General features: G+C 67.6%; 20 protein-coding genes, 1 tRNA gene and 1 pseudogene. 14 read left to right on the top strand and 8 right to left on the bottom strand.

Annotated features, from left to right (window positions below; translation table 11 throughout):
* Nucleotides 1–384 (top strand): annotated as a pseudogene (locus KGQ19_RS41830) (CocE/NonD family hydrolase); the annotation flags it as partial.
* Here KGQ19_RS41830 and KGQ19_RS41835 read toward each other — a convergent pair.
* The gene (locus KGQ19_RS41835; RefSeq protein WP_212019930.1) at nt 341–985 is read right to left on the bottom strand and encodes a TetR/AcrR family transcriptional regulator; all 645 of its coding nucleotides are present in this window, start codon (nt 983–985) and stop codon (nt 341–343) included. The pseudogene KGQ19_RS41830 and the gene KGQ19_RS41835 overlap by 44 nt on opposite strands.
* A 90-nt stretch (nt 986–1,075) precedes the next feature.
* Here KGQ19_RS41835 and KGQ19_RS41840 point away from each other — a divergent pair, with 90 nt between their 5' ends.
* Complete coding sequence (locus tag KGQ19_RS41840; protein WP_212019932.1) at nt 1,076–1,963, top strand: alpha/beta fold hydrolase; 888 nt, start codon at nt 1,076–1,078, stop codon at nt 1,961–1,963.
* 219 nt (nt 1,964–2,182) lie between these two features.
* Here the strand turns inward: KGQ19_RS41840 and KGQ19_RS41845 are convergent, their stop codons facing one another.
* A complete protein-coding gene (locus KGQ19_RS41845) occupies nt 2,183–2,701 on the bottom strand; it encodes an NUDIX domain-containing protein (RefSeq protein ID WP_212019934.1) in 519 nt (172 codons plus the stop codon).
* Entirely contained in the window at nt 2,670–3,983 is a 1,314-nt protein-coding gene (locus KGQ19_RS41850; RefSeq protein WP_212019936.1) for an NsdA family TPR-like regulatory protein, read from the bottom strand. Before KGQ19_RS41850 ends, KGQ19_RS41845 begins: the two co-directional genes overlap by 32 nt.
* A gap of 151 nt (nt 3,984–4,134) precedes the next feature.
* Between KGQ19_RS41850 and KGQ19_RS41855 the strand changes: the two genes are divergently transcribed.
* From KGQ19_RS41855 to KGQ19_RS41875, 5 genes are all read left to right on the top strand, one after another.
* Nucleotides 4,135–4,830 (top strand): ATP-binding protein, encoded by a 696-nt coding sequence (locus tag KGQ19_RS41855; RefSeq protein ID WP_212019938.1) that lies wholly within the window; start codon nt 4,135–4,137, stop codon nt 4,828–4,830.
* A complete protein-coding gene (locus KGQ19_RS41860; protein WP_212019940.1) occupies nt 4,736–5,482 on the top strand; it encodes a hypothetical protein in 747 nt (248 codons plus the stop codon). Before KGQ19_RS41855 ends, KGQ19_RS41860 begins: the two co-directional genes overlap by 95 nt.
* A 76-nt stretch (nt 5,483–5,558) precedes the next feature.
* Nucleotides 5,559–6,473: an aminoglycoside phosphotransferase family protein gene (locus tag KGQ19_RS41865; protein WP_212019942.1), complete on the top strand. Its 915-nt coding sequence runs from the start codon at nt 5,559–5,561 to the stop codon at nt 6,471–6,473.
* Nucleotides 6,470–7,168, top strand: coding sequence for a class I SAM-dependent methyltransferase (locus KGQ19_RS41870; protein ID WP_212019945.1), 699 nt, complete (start codon nt 6,470–6,472; stop codon nt 7,166–7,168). The genes KGQ19_RS41865 and KGQ19_RS41870 overlap by 4 nt, the downstream gene beginning before the upstream one ends.
* Nucleotides 7,169–7,195: 27 nt before the next feature.
* On the top strand, nt 7,196–7,738 hold the full coding sequence (locus KGQ19_RS41875; RefSeq protein ID WP_212019948.1) for an HAD domain-containing protein: 543 nt from the start codon (nt 7,196–7,198) through the stop codon (nt 7,736–7,738).
* Here KGQ19_RS41875 and KGQ19_RS41880 read toward each other — a convergent pair.
* Nucleotides 7,689–7,961, bottom strand: coding sequence for a hypothetical protein (locus KGQ19_RS41880; RefSeq protein ID WP_212019952.1), 273 nt, complete (start codon nt 7,959–7,961; stop codon nt 7,689–7,691). The two genes, KGQ19_RS41875 and KGQ19_RS41880, sit on opposite strands and share 50 nt — an antisense overlap.
* Nucleotides 7,962–7,989: 28 nt before the next feature.
* A complete protein-coding gene (locus KGQ19_RS41885) occupies nt 7,990–8,247 on the bottom strand; it encodes a hypothetical protein (protein WP_212019954.1) in 258 nt (85 codons plus the stop codon).
* Between the two features lie 559 nt (nt 8,248–8,806).
* On the opposite strand from KGQ19_RS41885, the gene KGQ19_RS41890 reads away from it, so the two are divergent.
* Entirely contained in the window at nt 8,807–9,013 is a 207-nt protein-coding gene (locus KGQ19_RS41890; RefSeq protein WP_212019958.1) for a hypothetical protein, read from the top strand.
* A 98-nt stretch (nt 9,014–9,111) separates the two neighbouring features.
* Here KGQ19_RS41890 and KGQ19_RS41895 read toward each other — a convergent pair.
* Nucleotides 9,112–9,185: transfer RNA gene (locus KGQ19_RS41895), tRNA-Pro, on the bottom strand.
* Between the two features lie 69 nt (nt 9,186–9,254).
* The gene (locus KGQ19_RS41900) at nt 9,255–10,214 is read right to left on the bottom strand and encodes a metallophosphoesterase (RefSeq protein ID WP_230420271.1); all 960 of its coding nucleotides are present in this window, start codon (nt 10,212–10,214) and stop codon (nt 9,255–9,257) included.
* Nucleotides 10,215–10,301: 87 nt separating this feature from the next.
* Between KGQ19_RS41900 and KGQ19_RS41905 the strand changes: the two genes are divergently transcribed.
* Together KGQ19_RS41905 and KGQ19_RS41910 are read left to right on the top strand one after the other, a co-directional pair.
* Complete coding sequence (locus KGQ19_RS41905; RefSeq protein WP_212019962.1) at nt 10,302–10,754, top strand: GatB/YqeY domain-containing protein; 453 nt, start codon at nt 10,302–10,304, stop codon at nt 10,752–10,754.
* A gap of 136 nt (nt 10,755–10,890) precedes the next feature.
* Nucleotides 10,891–11,670 (top strand): MBL fold metallo-hydrolase, encoded by a 780-nt coding sequence (locus KGQ19_RS41910; protein WP_212019963.1) that lies wholly within the window; start codon nt 10,891–10,893, stop codon nt 11,668–11,670.
* Nucleotides 11,671–11,750: 80 nt separating this feature from the next.
* Here KGQ19_RS41910 and KGQ19_RS41915 read toward each other — a convergent pair whose 3' ends face one another.
* On the bottom strand, nt 11,751–12,452 hold the full coding sequence (locus tag KGQ19_RS41915) for a phosphatase PAP2 family protein (protein ID WP_212019966.1): 702 nt from the start codon (nt 12,450–12,452) through the stop codon (nt 11,751–11,753).
* 164 nt (nt 12,453–12,616) lie between these two features.
* Between KGQ19_RS41915 and KGQ19_RS41920 the strand changes: the two genes are divergently transcribed.
* Genes KGQ19_RS41920 through KGQ19_RS41935 form a run of 4 tightly spaced genes read left to right on the top strand, consistent with a single transcriptional unit; the run spans nt 12,617 to nt 14,643 of the window.
* Complete coding sequence (locus KGQ19_RS41920; protein ID WP_194898091.1) at nt 12,617–12,976, top strand: BlaI/MecI/CopY family transcriptional regulator; 360 nt, start codon at nt 12,617–12,619, stop codon at nt 12,974–12,976.
* Nucleotides 12,973–13,968: a M48 family metalloprotease gene (locus tag KGQ19_RS41925; RefSeq protein WP_212019976.1), complete on the top strand. Its 996-nt coding sequence runs from the start codon at nt 12,973–12,975 to the stop codon at nt 13,966–13,968. The genes KGQ19_RS41920 and KGQ19_RS41925 overlap by 4 nt, the downstream gene beginning before the upstream one ends.
* Nucleotides 13,969–14,015: 47 nt before the next feature.
* Nucleotides 14,016–14,240, top strand: a complete 225-nt coding sequence (locus KGQ19_RS41930; RefSeq protein WP_212019977.1) for a DUF2277 domain-containing protein — start codon at nt 14,016–14,018, stop codon at nt 14,238–14,240.
* Entirely contained in the window at nt 14,230–14,643 is a 414-nt protein-coding gene (locus tag KGQ19_RS41935) for a YchJ family protein (protein ID WP_212019980.1), read from the top strand. The genes KGQ19_RS41930 and KGQ19_RS41935 overlap by 11 nt, the downstream gene beginning before the upstream one ends.
* Nucleotides 14,644–14,895 lie beyond the last annotated feature (252 nt).

The raw sequence follows: 14,895 nt of genomic DNA on the forward strand, positions 1-14,895 counted from the left end.
CGCCCCGACCCGCCGAGCCCGTTCGACGTCACCGACGTCCCCGCCACCCGCACCATCGCCTGGAACCCGGTCACCCGCACTCAGCGCATCGAGATGACGTTCTCCGACGGCACCACCATCGACCGCACCGACGGCCTGACCCGCACCGAGACCGAACTCAACCGCTTCCACCTCACCGAGGGCGACGCCGACTCCGCGGTCGTGGAATGCGAGCGCACCGACGCCATCGGCCGCGGCGCCTGGCAGACGGAAGTACGCACCTTCTCGCGGATGACGTGCACGGAGACTGAGTTCCTGGTCGTCGACCGCCTGGTCGCCTACGAGAACGGGGACGAGGTGTTCACGAAGAGCTGGACGACTTCGGTGCCGCGGGATCTGGTGTGATCGACTGGAACAGCCTTTTGAGATGGTGACGCACGGTCTCGAAGGCGTCGTCGGCCGGGCGCTGGCCGAGCAGCACACTCAACCCGAGCCCGGCGGACATCGCCATCAGGGCCACGGCCTCACGGCGGACGTCCACCTCGGGATCGACGTCGCCAGCTTGCTGCGCCGCCCGCAGCTGGCGCACGAGGAAGACCTCCATCCCATCGGGTTCGGCCATGAACGGCTGGCTCGCCAGCGCCGCGTCGGTGACCGACAGCACGGCGTACTCGGTGTAGACGAGGTGGAAGGCGCGGCCTTCGGCATCCGCGGGGATGGCCTCGAGCATGACCGCCTCGACGATCTCGGCCGGCGTCGCCGTGTCGCCGGCGGATCGCAGGCGGTTCTCGATCCGCTCGCCCATCCGGGCCGCCAACCGGGTCAGCGCGGCGAGCAGCAACTGCTCCTTGGTGTCGAAGTAGTACTGCACGAGCCGCACCGATATCCCCGCCTCCAGCGCGACGGACTGCATGGTGACGGCGTGCAGCCCGCGGTCGGCCGCGGTACGCAGAAGCGCGTCGACTATCTCGGCTCGGCGCTGGGCGTGATCCACCAGTTTCGGCATCTGACCCTTCCAGATTGCTTTATGGTACAACCATACCATCAAGCGGAACGCTGCGAAGCCCCGCGGCACGCACCACGGGAGGGGACCCGAATGACCAGAACCAGCGTCGGACACTTCGTCAGCGAACAATCCCGCGAGAAGTTCCTGACCGCCTACGACCGCGCGATGGACCTCTGGCCGGGCCCCCGCCAGGAGATCGACGTCGAGACCTCCTACGGCACGGTCCACGTCCACCGCTACGGACCCCGGAAAGGATCGCCGATCGTCCTGCTGCACGGACACGCCGGACACGCCTCCAACTGGTACCCCCAGGTCGCGGCCCTCGGCGAACAGCACCCGGTATACGCCATCGACACACTGGACGACCCCGGCCGGAGCACACAGCGGCTGGTCGCGCCGGGACCGGCGGAGAACGCGGCCTGGATCCAGGAGGTGCTGGCCGGCCTGGGCCTGGAGGGCGTGCACCTGGCCGGGCTGTCCCACGGCGGATGGCTGGCCCTCAACCAGGCCGTCCACGCACCCGATCGGCTGGCCTCCGTCCTGGCACTGGACCCCGGCGGGTTCGAGAAGGTCCCCGCCCGCTTCTACGCACACATGATCGCCGGGCTGTTCGGCCTGCTCGCACCACGGCGGTTCCGTCCCGCACTCGGACGCGCCCTGGCCAACCCCGCACTCAGCGCACCACCGGAGATGATCGCCCCCCTGATGCTGGGGATGCGCACCTACAAGCCGAGCCGCCGCCCCGCCGCCCGAGTGTTCACCGACGAGGAACTGGGGGCGATCAACCTCCCGGTCCTGGTTCTGGTCGGGAAACGCAGCGCGCTACTGCGGCCCCGACGGGTGGCGGACCGGGCGACCAGGCTGATCCCCAAGGTGCGGACCAGGATTCTCCCGAAAGCAGGACACGGACTGAACCTGGAACAACCGGGCATCGTCAACGACGAGATGTCCCGGTTCATCGAGGACCATGTCCTGTAGACCCGGTGGGCAGCATCAAAGCACTGAGTTCAGTAGCTCCTTCGGGAACAGGCGCTTACCTGCTGGCTGAAATGCGGCAGGGGCTCGGTTCCATCTCTGGAATCGAGCCCCTGACCTGCGTTCACGTAGTCGGGGTACAGGGATTTGAACCTATGGCCCACTCTCCGGGCGAAGGCGACCAAAGAGGCCACGGGTTCAAATCTCGCGGCGGGCCTGCGGTCAGGCAGCGACTCGCTGACCGTCACGGAGGTAACGCGTCTGACGGTCTTCTAGGGCATCAAGTGCCGCCCGGAGCCGAGCCCAGACGTAGGGGCGAAGCCGGCGGGCTGCCTCGTCCTCGTCGACGAACGCGAAGGCGTCGAGCTCACCGTCGAGGATGCGCATGGCTGCGATCTCGCCCCGCGTAAGCCGTCCGGCATCGAAGATGAAAGCGAGTTGGTCGTCCCACGGACCGTGAGGCGAGACCCAATCGATGCACAGGACACCGCCGACGTTCACCCGTAGACCGAGTTCCTCGACGAGCTCGCGCCGCGCGGCCTCGTCCGGCGGTTCGTTCGCCTCTGCCATCCCTCCGGGCAAGTCCCAATCTGGCTTGTAGTTCGGGTCAACGAGGAGGATCCGACCATCCTCGTCGCGCAGTAGGACGTCAGCGGCGACGCGCTTTCGGGCCTGCTTGGCGTTCCCTTCGGCAAGGTAGGCGTCCCATTCAGCCGGCGTCATGTCCGCGGGGGTCGGCATGGTTCGGCATTCTTCCTTCGTCGTCCGGCACGGCAAGGCCCGCCATGAGCCAGCGCCGTGACTGTTGCTCTCGCGATAGGAGTGTCAGGAAATCCGAGACTACGCGCGACGACTGGTAGGGCACCAACGCAGTACGCAGGTCATCGAGAAGAGTGATCACTCGTGCGGAGCCGGGCGCGACGGTATTGCCGATGACTGCACGTCCGACAGCGCAGGCGCCTTCGGGGTCGCGATTCTCGACGAGGAGTTGCGCAGTGAGGATCAGCCCGAACGCGCGACTTCGTGCCCGCTCTGCATCCCGAAGCGCGACCGCCCGTTCTGCCGTCCGCAACGCCGCCGCACGCTGACCGATCTTCCGCATGCAGTGAGCGACCTCGATAGCGAGCGATGCCTCGTCGAATGGGCTTAGCCATTCGGAAACCTCACCCGACGAGGTCAACCCGAGCGCCTTGTCCGCGCTCGCTAGCCCTTGGGCGGTCGCGTGACGGTCGCCGAGCTCGGCAAGTCCTCGGGCTTCCATGGCGAACAAGCGAGCGGTGAGCACGGGCTGTGGAAGCCCTCGACGAGCCGTTTGCTGGCCAGTGCGAGCGAGCTCGACGGCGCGATGGGCGTCCCCAGCTTGTAGAGCGAGGTGACTCATGCTCGCGTAGATGCCGGCGCTGTGCTCGGGCTTCTTAGCCGTTTGGGACAGCGCGAGCGCATGCTTGAAATGCCGTTCAGCGAGCGGGTCACGGCCTGCGTCGTGGGCCATCCAGCCGGCCATCTCATTGAGTCCAGCCGCCGCAGAGAAGATCGCTAGGTCACCGCCGATGGCCAGTTGCGGCCCGATGTGTTGGCCGAGGTAGTCGGCGACGGCTCGGTAAAAGTGCCCGCCCCCGATCCGGCGGTCTTGTACGCGGAAGGCATCCATGGCGGCAAGGTGGCTTTGCGGAGGCTGGTCGCCCTGCTGAATGCCCGGCATGCGGGCCGGTTGAGATGACGGCGCGTCGTGCTGACCAGATGCCTCCCACGGGCGCGGACCGAGGCCAAAGTACGCGCCAGGCACTCGAAGTCCATCCGCGACGCGCTCGATGACTTCGACACTCACCCGCCCGTGCTTGCCCATGATGTAGTCGGCAACGCGTGACGGCGTCAGACCGCACCGCCGACCGATGTGAGATGCGGTGAACTGTGCCGGGCCGTCGGTCAGGTTCTTGATGAGGTTGAAGAATCGACCGAGATCACGATCGGCACAGGCTCGCATGACGTCGGGTCGGTCCCGAACGTCGGCCGGTAGATACATCGGTGGATTGTTACGACGGCCCAAAGCTCGCGATCTCCTGACGGCGAGTTCTGACGGATGGTGCCGGATGCGTTGCTACCGGTGAGTTTACCCACGGCAGTTACCCACCGTGCCACTTATCCGGGCTCTGATCTAGCGGGACTCTCAGGTCATGACCTCGATCAACTCCACGTCAGTCGAGTTCCGGTGCCCCCCGCTGGAGCTGACCGCGGATCCTGGCTCGGAGTTTTGGGCACGCGCCCATACCGCCGACGTCCTTCGCACGTGGCAGTTGGAGCACCTTGCCAGCCTCGTCGACACGCTCGTGGCCGAGATGGTCCTCAACGCGGTCAGCTACTCCAAGGTCCATATCGCTGTGATCATGCGGACGTCCGACGAATACCTCGTCCTAGATGTCTGGGACGCAGGCATTCGACCAAGTCCCTTCCTCACGCCCGCCGGGAAGTCATGCGACGAGTTACCGCTCATGAAGGCCCTCGCCGACAAGTGGGAAGTCGTCAGTGCCAACCGAGGCGGGCGGATCGTCCGCGCGTGGATCCGGAAGGACGTCCATCCGGACGTCCTGACGATCGAGCAACAACTACGTGCCGCAGCGACGCATAGCGCGTCGCTACTCATTCCCGACGAGAAGCCGTCGGACGAGCTGATCTCGCGTGTCATCGAGGGCTTCCGCGCCCTCGATTTTCAGAAGTGCGTCACCTGGACTCCGCCGAGGACGGCCCCCGGCGGTTCGCCCGAAAGGGGAACGGTTCATGAGCACCATCGAAGCGACCACGACTACCGTCGAGCTGCCGGTCGAGTTCGACCCGCGGTGGAACCGGATGCCGGGTATCACCGTCGAGGGTAGGCAGATCACGGTCGACCCCGAGCAGTACTTCTTCAGGTTCGACAGCAACACGTGGCGCCTGTGCGACTGGGACCGCGTCGCCGGGGACCTGCTCGGTGTGGCCGAGACGAGCGAGAAGGCGCTCGACCAAACCGTTCTGGAGTTCATCCAGCATCACGGCTACTCGACGAGCGACGCCGCGAAAGTGCTGGCGACCGCCTGGCAGGTCAACAACTACATGTTCCGCGAGGATCACCTCGGCGGCCTCGGGATCGCCGGCTTCACTGCCGATCACCTGCGCATGCTGCGCGAGGTCGGGACGTTCATGGCGCTCAACAAGGTCGAGGACGACGGAACGATCAGCAACGTCGGTCCGTGCTGGATGCTCCCCGCAGCGACGACGGTCGTGTTCGACCTCACGGACCAGGAGGCCGAGATGGTCGACGAGGTCTACCACGGGGCGTGGTTCAACGAGGAACGGCGCCTGGAAGCCCTCAAGGCCAACGCCGCTCTCGGCGGTCGCCTGGTCCATGGGTGCCAGTCGGTGCCGAGCCAGTCCGGCGGCGCGATCGTGCCCTTCGGCGCCTCGATCACGAGGTTCTACGACGAACTGCGCGCCTTCCGCGGCGAGTGGCTGGAGCGCGTCCGCTCGATGAAGCCGACGACCGCCTGACCGACAGATCAGCCGGGCGGGCGACACGGCCCCGTGTCGCCCGCCCGGCATGTCCAACGACTGATGAGGTAGCGATATGGACCGGAACCTGGTGACCGCGCTCGTCGCCGACTTGTGCGAGCGCGCTGACTATCCGAAACCGACGGAGCGCGAGGAGGTGCGGGTCTGGTCGCTCTCGGGCGTCGAGCGGATCCGGTTCTTCGACGGCCGTTCGCTGATCTTCAAGTTCGCCGCCGAGCCGTTCACCGACGAGCACCGCGCGTTGGACTTCGCACGCGCCCACGGGATCCCTGTCCCTCAGCTCTATGCCGCCATCCAGCGCGACCACATGCTCGGGATGCTCATGGAAGACCTCGGCACGCCGATCCGCGAGGCAACCGATCGTGATGGCGTTCACGCCGCCCTCGTGATCCACGCCGCAGGCCGAGCCGGCACGATGCCGCAGCTCGATCAACACACGCTGTCACGCCTGCCGAACCTGGCCGCGAGTCACCTCAAGCGCCTACAGGAACAGGGCCGCTGGCTTGACGTAGGCGATGTCGCTGAGGGAATCAGCATCCTTCAAGAGGCCGCGAGCAGCCGAGCCGTGGGCGCCGAACTCGCGCCGTTCGGCCTGGTCCACTCCGAGTTTCATCCGACCAGCCTTCACGTCGGCGCAGGCGGATGGCGTCTGCTGGACTTCGCCCGCGCCTTTACCGGGCCCGGCCTACTCGACTTGGCATCATGGCACGGCACGATCGACGCCGCCGACCCCGACCGGCTTCGCGGCTTCCTTGAGACCTACGTGGCAGCCGGCGGTAACGAGAACACGCTCGCCAAGCGCGGCGGTCTAGCGGCCGAGGCGTGGGCGCTCGGATGGCATCGCGTGTGGGCGATCGAGTGGTTCCTTGAGCAGTCGGTTCGGTGGATCAACAATCCGGAATCTGACCTTGTCTACATCGTGGCCATCCGTCGCCACCTCGACGAGGCGACACGGCTCATGGAGGTGTGAGCGTTGTGGTCACAGACCCGAACGCCGCGGCGTGGCAGGCTCATTCACTCCAGCGTCTCAACGCCGAAGGACCGGAGCCGCGCGAGATCCCGAACCGCATGGAGTGGACCCGGACGCCAGGCCAAGGGCCACGCGCCGAACTCCTCGGACATGTCGACGGACGAATGGTGATCGAGTTGGGGTGCGGTGCCGGCCACAACATCGCGCACTTGGTCGCCATGCATGGAGCTATTGGAACCGGCCTCGATGTTGCGTGGGGTCAAGTTCAGCGTGCCCGCCGCAACTACGGCCATCTGCGGGGACTCCTGTTCACAATCACCGACGCATGTACTTCGTTGGAGTACGCGCGTCGCCCGTTTGACGTCTGCTACTCAGTCTTCGGGGTGGTGGGGTTGGTTCCTCCGCTTGAGCTGTTTAGCCTCGTCGCCGAGAACCTCGCTCCCCGCGGCGTCCTGGCCTTCGCCGTCATCCACCCTGACCTGGCAGGGCAGACGCCCGATGCTGGCGACACTCCGCAACCCGACAGCCTTCAACTTCCGGACGGCAAGCAAGCTCGGATCCTGCGCTACGTACCTTCGCGGGATGGATGGTTGGGCCTGGTCGAAAAGACCGGGCTGACGGTGACCGACGTTCTTGACATCGCCGACAGCGAAGGCGCCCCGGAGACCCTCATAGTCACCGCTCGCAAGGCGTGACACGTCGCGGACGCTCGGAGGGACGCGATGAACACTCCCTATCTGATCATGGACATAGACGGTGTCCTGATCCCCTATCCCGACGGTGCTGGTCACAGCCCGGACACCCATACCCGGCACCTCGTCACGCCGACCGGCTATGAACGTCAGCCGGCGGTCGCGATTTGGCTCAACCCGACGCACGGCCAGATGATCGCGAGGTTCCTCTCGGAAACCGGCCTGACAATGGCGTGGGCGACTAGTTGGCAGCACGATGCGAACCGACTGATCGGGAGCCGACTGGGCTTGCAGGCATCGGCGGTCATCGAGTGGGACCGTCCAGCAATCACCGTCAGCCATCCGAACGGCTACCTGTGGAAGCGCGATCCGGTAGCCGCGTGGCTCGGCAACGCGCCTGCCGCATGGATAGACGACGACTTCACCCCTGCTGATCACGCTTGGGCTGCCGCCCGGACGTTGTCCGGCATCCCGACGATCCTCGTCCAGCCCGACCACCATGAGGGACTGCTACCTACGCACCTCAACACGGTCGCCGAGTGGGCGTCGACACGGCTCGCACAAGCATCATGACCGCCCCGACCCGACGTGCGAGACGTCGGGTCGGGGCGGCGGCATGCGTGGCTACCCGCCTGTCGGCGGGCTCGGCGCGAGCTTGGGCGGGGTCGCCGGTGCCGAGGGCGGCGAGGGTCTTCCATCCGAGGTTCGCGGTGCCGGTGGTGACGAGCTGCGCGACGAACGCGACGACGAACAGTCGGGCGACGCGGATGGCTTGGGCCTTGAGGTGGTCGGTCATAGTGGGTCGTCTCCTGTCGGGTGGCGGGTCAGGCGGCGAGCTTGGTGCCGATGGCATGGGTGATGTCGCCGGCGAGCACGCCGACGTCGATGCCGCCGGTGCGCAGGCCGTTGATGGAGTTGATCAGGGCGTCGAGCTTGCCGTTGACACCGTCGAGCTCGGCCTTGATGGCGTTGGCCTGGTCGCGGGCCTGCTCAGCGGCGGTCTCGGCGTTGACGAGGCGCTGGCGCATGTCGATCGGGTCGAGGTGGGCGTTCTTGAAGGCCCAGATGTCGTAGGGCGTCACGGTGTTGTCTCCTGTCGGGGTGGACGCAAGCTCGGCAACAACAAGAAGAAGCCGGAAAAGGTCTGGGCGACCCCGCTCCAAGTCCTACGGCTGTACTTCGCCCTGCCTGCGCCGGTCAATCTGATGGTGTGCTCGCTGCCTACACGGGCATGCGGTGGGGCGAGGTCACGGGTCTGCACCGTCGGAACGTCCTCCTCAAGCAAGGAGTCATCCGGATCGATCCCCACGAAGGCGCGCTCCATGAGACAGGCGGCAAGCTCTACCTCGGGCCTCCCAAGCCACCCAACGGCGCGAGGGACATTGCTCCACCGCCGTTCCTGATTCCGCTGCTCGAAGAGTTCCTGAAGACGCACAAGCACGACATCGTGTTCGCCGGCGCACGGGGCGGATTCTGGCGGCGTTCCAACTTTGCGCACTTCTACATGCGCCCCTACTGCGACGGACGCACCGAAGTGATCAAGACGAATCGTGGGGTTAGCAGTACGTCAGCCTCAAGGCTCTGCCCGCGATCCTGCCTGGCTTGGAGTTCCACGGGCTTCGGCACAGTCAGAAGACCTGCATGGAAGAGGACGGGATCCCCGAGATCGCGCAGTGCGCCCGTATGGGTCACGAGCTCGAAGGTGTCCGCGGCATCTACACCCACGTCACCGATGAGATGATCGAACGACTGACCGCGGCGCTCCAAGCGCGTTGGGAGAAGTCCCTCTCGGACTACCTCGACTGGCTCGGCGCGCTCGACTCCGAGGGCCTCGCCCTCGCGGCTTAGCTCAAACTCGGGACACGGCTGGGAGATCGTCTCCCATTTTTCTCCCAAAACGGGGAGAGGCCCGCCTCCCTTGTCAGGAGACGAGCCTCTTACCTGGGTCGGGGTGACAGGATTTGAACCTGCGGCCTCTACGTCCCGAACGTAGCGCGCTACCAAGCTGCGCCACACCCCGATCGTGCGTGGACAGTCTACCCATACCCGGCCCGGAAGCGAAAACGACTTAGCGGGGCAGGTCAGGGGGTCATGATCGGGGTGTCAGGGTAAGCAGGGTGGCTTCCGGGGGGCAGCAGAAGCGGACTTGGGCGAAGCGGCTGGTGCCGCAGCCGGCTGAGACGTGGAGGTGGGACTCGGCGTAGGTGGACAGGCCGGAGGCTCGGCGGCGGTCCAGGTCGCAGTTGGTCACCAGGGCGCCGTAGAAGGGGAGGCGGAGTTGGCCGCCGTGGGTGTGGCCCGCGAGGATCAGCGGGAGGCCGTCGGCGGACATGGCGTCCAGGACGCGGCGGTAGGGGGCGTGGACCACGCCGATGGTCAGGTCGGTGTCGGGCAGGGTGCGGGCGGCGCTGTGGGTGCCGGCGGGGTTGGCGCTCTCGTCCTCGGTGGTCAGGGCCTTTGCCGCGGTGGGGTAGTCGTCGCGGCGGATGTGCGGGTCGTCGACGCCGACCAGGCCCACGACCGGGCCGGCGGCGCCCGGGAGGGTGAGGCGGTCGGTGCGGTTGGTCAGGTCCAGCCAGCCCGCCTTGCCGAAGCCGTCGCGCAGCTTCTGCCAGTCGTTGGTCTTGCCCTTGCCGCGGGTGCGCTGGCTGGGGTCGCCGCCGAGCAGGTACTTGGCCGGGTTGAGGGGCTTGGCCGCCAGGTAGTCGTTGGAGCCCATGACGAACGCGCCCGGCAGCTCCATCAGCGGCTCCAGGGCGTCCAGGACCGAGCCGATGCCGTCGGGGTGGGACAGGTTGTCGCCGGTGTTGACCACGAAGTCCGGCTCCAGCGCGGCCAGGGAGCGCAGCCAGCGGACCTTGCGGTACTGCTCGGGGATCATGTGGATGTCCGAGACCTGGAGGATCCGCAGTGGCCGCACCCCGCGCGGGAGCACCGGGACCTCGTAGCGGCGCAGCCGGAAGAGGTTGGGCTCGACCTTGTGGGCGTAGGTGAGCCCGGCCGCCGCCGCGCCGATGAGGGACAGAGGGACTGTCACGAGCTTCCGCATGGATTCCATTATCGGCCTCGCGGGAAATCGCGCGGCCGGACCGGGGCAGTTGATGACACACTGGGGTGGCAGCCAGAAGGGATGATCATGACCGCGCTCAAGGAAAAGCTCCGCGCCGACCTCACCGCCGCGATGAAGGCCAACGACGAGCTGGTGAAGGCCACGCTGCGGATGGCCCTGACGGCCGTCGGCAACGAGGAGGTGGCCGGCAAGGAGGCGCGCGCGCTGTCCGACGCCGAGGTGGTCCAGGTGCTCACGCGGGAGGCGAAGAAGCGCCGCGAGGCCGCGGAGGCGTTCGAGACCGGCGGGCGTCCGGAGCAGGCCGCCCGGGAGAAGGCCGAGGGCGAGGTCCTGGCCCGCTACCTGCCGGCCCAACTCAGCGACGAGGAGCTGGCCGCGCTGGTCGCCCAGGCCATCGCCGAGACCGGCGCCGAGGGTCCCAAGGGCATGGGCCTGGTGATGAAGGCACTGAACCCGAAGATCGCCGGACGCGCCGAGGGCGGCCGGGTCGCCGCCGCGGTGAAGTCCGCGCTGGCGTAAGCACACAGTAAGCAGACAGCCCGGTAGGCACTCCCTACCGCGGGCCCGTCACGTTGGACGCGGCGTCGATCGCAGAGCACGGCGATCGACGCCGCTGCCATGTTCGCCCCGGCTCGTTTGGCCCTAGTGTTGATCCATGGCGAATCCGGAGACCTTCACGGTCCGCTACCTCGGCGGCCCCTCGGCCCTGCTCGACTACGGCGGCGTCACGATCCTCGTGGACCCGACCTTCGACCCGCCCGGTGACTACCCGATCGGGGAGCGGGTCCTGACCAAGACGGCCGGTCCCGCCCTGTCCGCCGAGGAGGTCGACGCGGTGGACGTGGTGCTCCTGTCCCACGACCAGCACCCTGACAACCTCGACCGGGCGGGGCGCGACTACGTCGACACCGCCCGCCTAGTACTGAGCACCCGTTCGGCCGAGGACCGGCTGGGCGGGGCGGTACTGGGCCTGCCGAACTGGGTGAGCCAGGAGTTCGACCGCCCGAGCGGCGGCACGGCGCTGGTCACCGGCGTCCCGGCGCTGCACGGCCCCGAAGGCAGCGAACCGGTGGTCGGCGAGGTCACCGGCTTCGTCCTGACCGGCGAGGGCCTGCCGACCGTCTACGTCAGCGGCGACAACGCCTCCCTGGACCTGGTCCGCGAGATCGCCGCCCGCTACGCCCCGGTGGACGTGGCACTGCTGTTCGCCGGCGGCGCCCGCACCCCGCTGCTGGACTTCGCCTACCTGACGCTGACCAGCGCCGAGGCCGCGCAGGCCGCCACGATCCTGCGGGCCGGCGCCGTGGTCCCGCTGCACTTCGAGCAGTGGGCGCACTTCAGCGAGGGCGGCGAACAGCTGCAAGCGGCGTTCGCAGCGGCCGGCCAGAGTGATCAGCTGCACCTGCTCAAGCCTGGCGAGACCGCGAGCTTCTGACCGGAGAGCCTCTGGAGAGCTTCTGGAGAGCCCTTAGGCGCCCTCAGAACTCCTTAGGGCTCCTGAACACCTCTGTGGGCTCAGCCCGCGACGGACGCGGTCTCGGGGACGGCCGCCGGCCCCGGGACCGGTCCGAACTTGGCCAGCAGCGGCACCCGGTACAGATTCGCCGCGATCCAGCCGTGCCACAGCCCGGTCAGGAAGACGATCGCCGAGGTGCTGACCAGGACCGAGCCCAGGACGTCGAACGGGTAGTGCGCCCCGATGTACAGCCGGTCGAAGCCGATCAGCACCGTCCACAGCGCCCCGAGCACGACCGCCAGCCGGAACCACCGGGTCCCGATCGCCAGCATGCACAGCGCGACGGCCAGCGAGAACGCGAACGCGGTGTGCCCGGACGGGAACGAGTTCGACCCGGTCTCCGGGGCCAGCGAGTAGACGGCCGGCGGCCGGTGCCGGGCCACGATGATCTTCGCGACCTCCGAGCTGTTCCAGCCGATGGCGATCACCAGGAACGTGGCGCAGGCCTGCACCGGATTGCGCCGCCACAGGAAGAACAGCGCGATCAGCACGGTGATCACCAGTCCCCCGACCGGCGAGGCGATGTTCGCCAGATCCAGCGTCACCCGGTTCAGCCAGCCGGTCCGCAGCTGCTGGATGTGCGAGTTCCACGACAGTTCGGTACTCCGCGTGAGCGAGGTGTGCGCGGCGATCAGGCCCAGCGCCAGGGCGGCGGCGAACAGGGCCAGCGGGATCGCCACCCAATGGCGTACCTTCGGCATCGCGGATACTCCTACCATCGGGGGATGCGGTTCGTGGGCTGTGCGGTCGAGACTGGTGAACGCCCGGTGAATGAAACGCTCCCGTCCCGCAATCTACTACAAGCTGTAGCATGAATGCCGGGGGCACCGCACCCGCGGACCAGAACCTTTGAGGAGACCGTCTGATGGCCACCGGACGCAGACCCGCCGGGGCGCTGGAACAAGAAGTGCTGGCCACGCTGTGGGCGGCGGGACACCCGCTCACCCCGGCCGCGGTCCAGGAGCAGGTCGGCGGCGGCCTGGCCTACACCACCGTGAAGACCATCCTGGACCGGCTGCACGACAAGAAGATGCTCACCCGCGTCCGTGAGGGGAAGGCCTACGCCTACACCCCGGTCGTGGAGCAGGCCGACCTCGCCGCCGAGGCCATGCGCGCCGCGCTGGAGGGCAGCAGCGACCGCCCGGCCGTGCTGTCCAAGTTCCTCGACGAGATCTCCGCCGACGACGCGGCGATGATCCGCGAGTTGCTGGGGGACTCGCCGTGAACGTCAACGTCTACCTCCCTCTGCTGGCCGCCCTGGCGCTCGGCACCGCCGGCCCGACTCTGGGCCGCCGCCTCCCGCCGGCCGTCGCCACGGTCCTGCTCACCGCCGCGGCCCTGGTCACCGCCCTCACCTCGCTGGCCTCCCTGGCCTTGCTGACCGGCGTCGTGGTCCTGCGCCTGCCGGAGTTCGCGGCCGAGGACCGATTGTCGGACGCGGTCCTGGTGCACGGTCCGGTGAGCCCGCTGGTCGGCACCGTCTCAGGCCTCGCGCTCCTGGCCCTCCTCCCCTTCGCGATCCGCGCCGGCATCCGCCTGTGGCGCGAATCGGCCCGCACCTATCGGCTCGCCAAGGCCTTCTCGGCCCACCCGGCGAGCATCGCGGTAATCCAGGACCCGCGGGCCCAGGCCTTCGCCGTGCCGGGGATCCCGTCTCTGCCCGGCCACGCCGCGATCCCGACCCGGATCGTCGCCACCGACTCCCTGCTGCGCACCCTCGACGAGGACCAGCGCCGGGCGATGTTCGCCCACGAGCAGGCCCACCTGCACCACCGGCACCACCTTTACCTGCTCCTCACCAACCTGGCCGCCGTCGCGAACCCGTTGTTGTGGCGGCTGCCGGACGCGGTCACCGAGGCCACCGAGCGGTGGGCCGACGAGGATGCCGCTGCGGCCGTCGGTAACCGGGAAGTCCTGGCCCGCGCTCTCGGCCGGGCCGCCCTGTCGAACCTGCCGCGCACCATCCCGGCGATGGCCCAGGCGCATGTGGGCAAGCGCGTCCGCGCGCTTATGGCGCCGCCTCCGCCGCGTCGCCGCGCACTCGCCGCAATAGTGGGTATCGCTATAGCGGCAACAGTCTGGGCTTCCTTCCAGTCCGCCCAGGAAGCCGACAGATTCTTCGACTCCGCGCACGCCGCCTGGCATATCGCCCACGAGCGCAACGACGAGGACACCCACTTCGTCGTCGCCGACCTCGGGTCCCCGATCCGTTCCTGACCAACAGTGACCACCCGACCGTGGGCGGCCGGGATTAGCCTGAAGTCATGTGCCGAAGCATCAAGACCCTCCGCGAGCCCTACGTGCCCGATCCCACCGCCGAGGACGTCCGCGCCGCGGCGCTCCAGTACGTCCGCAAGATCAGCGGTTTCCGCGCGCCGAGCAAGGCCAACACCGAAGCCTTCGAGCGAGCCGTGGAAGCCGTGGCCATGGCGACCCAGGACCTCCTGGACCACCTCGAAGTCCGTAAGCAGGCTCCCAGTGCCGCGTAGAGAACGGCGCACGGGAAGCGCTAAAGCGATCCCCACCACGTGCCCCTGCGGGACCGGAAAGCCTTACGCCGACTGCTGCGGCGCGCTGCACTCCGGACAGGTGGCTGCCGCTACAGCGGAACAGCTAATGCGTTCCCGCTATAGCGCCTTCGCTGTACAGGACGGCGCGTACTTGCTGAAGTCCCACCATTCCTCGACCCGTCCGAAGGTAACCGACTTCGAACCGAAGCTGCGCTGGACCGGTCTGGAGATCGTGGGCACCACCGGCGGATCAGCGTTCCACACCGAGGGCACCGTCGAGTTCATCGCGCACTACACCGAATCCGGCCACGACGGCTCGATGCGCGAGAACAGCTCCTTCGTCCGCGAGGACGGGAACTGGGTCTACCTGAGCGCCTTCTAGTGCTGTATTAGGCAACGCTTGCCCGGGGAGTTTTCGCGACGTGGTTCGCGGCGTGCGGGTTGGCGAGTGGGATCCGTCGGCGAGCGGAGTTTGCTGGGGGCTGGGGTTTGTGGGTCGGGTGCGGTTGGGCTGTGGTTTGAAAGGCGATTTTTACGGCCTTCGGTCATGGTTGTGCCGGTTCGGGGTTCGGGGTGGTGGGTGTGTTTGTCGGCTGCCGGTTTCCGTGTTCACAACCCCGCCGCACCTCAGGCC

This window comes from Catenulispora pinistramenti, from assembly GCF_018274385.1.
Taxonomy (GTDB): Bacteria; Actinomycetota; Actinomycetes; order Streptomycetales; family Catenulisporaceae; genus Catenulispora; species Catenulispora pinistramenti.

Excerpts from the sequence above, each read along its gene's own strand:
- KGQ19_RS41880 (WP_212019952.1), bottom strand. The coding sequence starts at position 7,961 with ATGACCGACCACCTCAAGGCCCAAGCCATCCGCGTCGCCCGACTGTTC.
- KGQ19_RS41850 (WP_212019936.1), bottom strand. The coding sequence starts at position 3,983 with ATGTATCTACCGGCCGACGTTCGGGACCGACCCGACGTCATGCGAGCC.
- KGQ19_RS41845 (WP_212019934.1), bottom strand. The coding sequence starts at position 2,701 with ATGCCGACCCCCGCGGACATGACGCCGGCTGAATGGGACGCCTACCTT.
- KGQ19_RS41910 (WP_212019963.1), top strand. The coding sequence starts at position 10,891 with ATGGCGAATCCGGAGACCTTCACGGTCCGCTACCTCGGCGGCCCCTCG.
- KGQ19_RS41900 (WP_230420271.1), bottom strand. The coding sequence starts at position 10,214 with ATGCGGAAGCTCGTGACAGTCCCTCTGTCCCTCATCGGCGCGGCGGCG.
- KGQ19_RS41860 (WP_212019940.1), top strand. The coding sequence starts at position 4,736 with ATGAGCACCATCGAAGCGACCACGACTACCGTCGAGCTGCCGGTCGAG.
- KGQ19_RS41930 (WP_212019977.1), top strand. The coding sequence starts at position 14,016 with ATGTGCCGAAGCATCAAGACCCTCCGCGAGCCCTACGTGCCCGATCCC.
- KGQ19_RS41835 (WP_212019930.1), bottom strand. The coding sequence starts at position 985 with ATGCCGAAACTGGTGGATCACGCCCAGCGCCGAGCCGAGATAGTCGAC.
- KGQ19_RS41855 (WP_212019938.1), top strand. The coding sequence starts at position 4,135 with ATGACCTCGATCAACTCCACGTCAGTCGAGTTCCGGTGCCCCCCGCTG.
- KGQ19_RS41920 (WP_194898091.1), top strand. The coding sequence starts at position 12,617 with ATGGCCACCGGACGCAGACCCGCCGGGGCGCTGGAACAAGAAGTGCTG.
- KGQ19_RS41905 (WP_212019962.1), top strand. The coding sequence starts at position 10,302 with ATGACCGCGCTCAAGGAAAAGCTCCGCGCCGACCTCACCGCCGCGATG.
- KGQ19_RS41875 (WP_212019948.1), top strand. The coding sequence starts at position 7,196 with ATGAACACTCCCTATCTGATCATGGACATAGACGGTGTCCTGATCCCC.
- KGQ19_RS41865 (WP_212019942.1), top strand. The coding sequence starts at position 5,559 with ATGGACCGGAACCTGGTGACCGCGCTCGTCGCCGACTTGTGCGAGCGC.
- KGQ19_RS41890 (WP_212019958.1), top strand. The coding sequence starts at position 8,807 with ATGGAAGAGGACGGGATCCCCGAGATCGCGCAGTGCGCCCGTATGGGT.
- KGQ19_RS41915 (WP_212019966.1), bottom strand. The coding sequence starts at position 12,452 with ATGCCGAAGGTACGCCATTGGGTGGCGATCCCGCTGGCCCTGTTCGCC.
- KGQ19_RS41840 (WP_212019932.1), top strand. The coding sequence starts at position 1,076 with ATGACCAGAACCAGCGTCGGACACTTCGTCAGCGAACAATCCCGCGAG.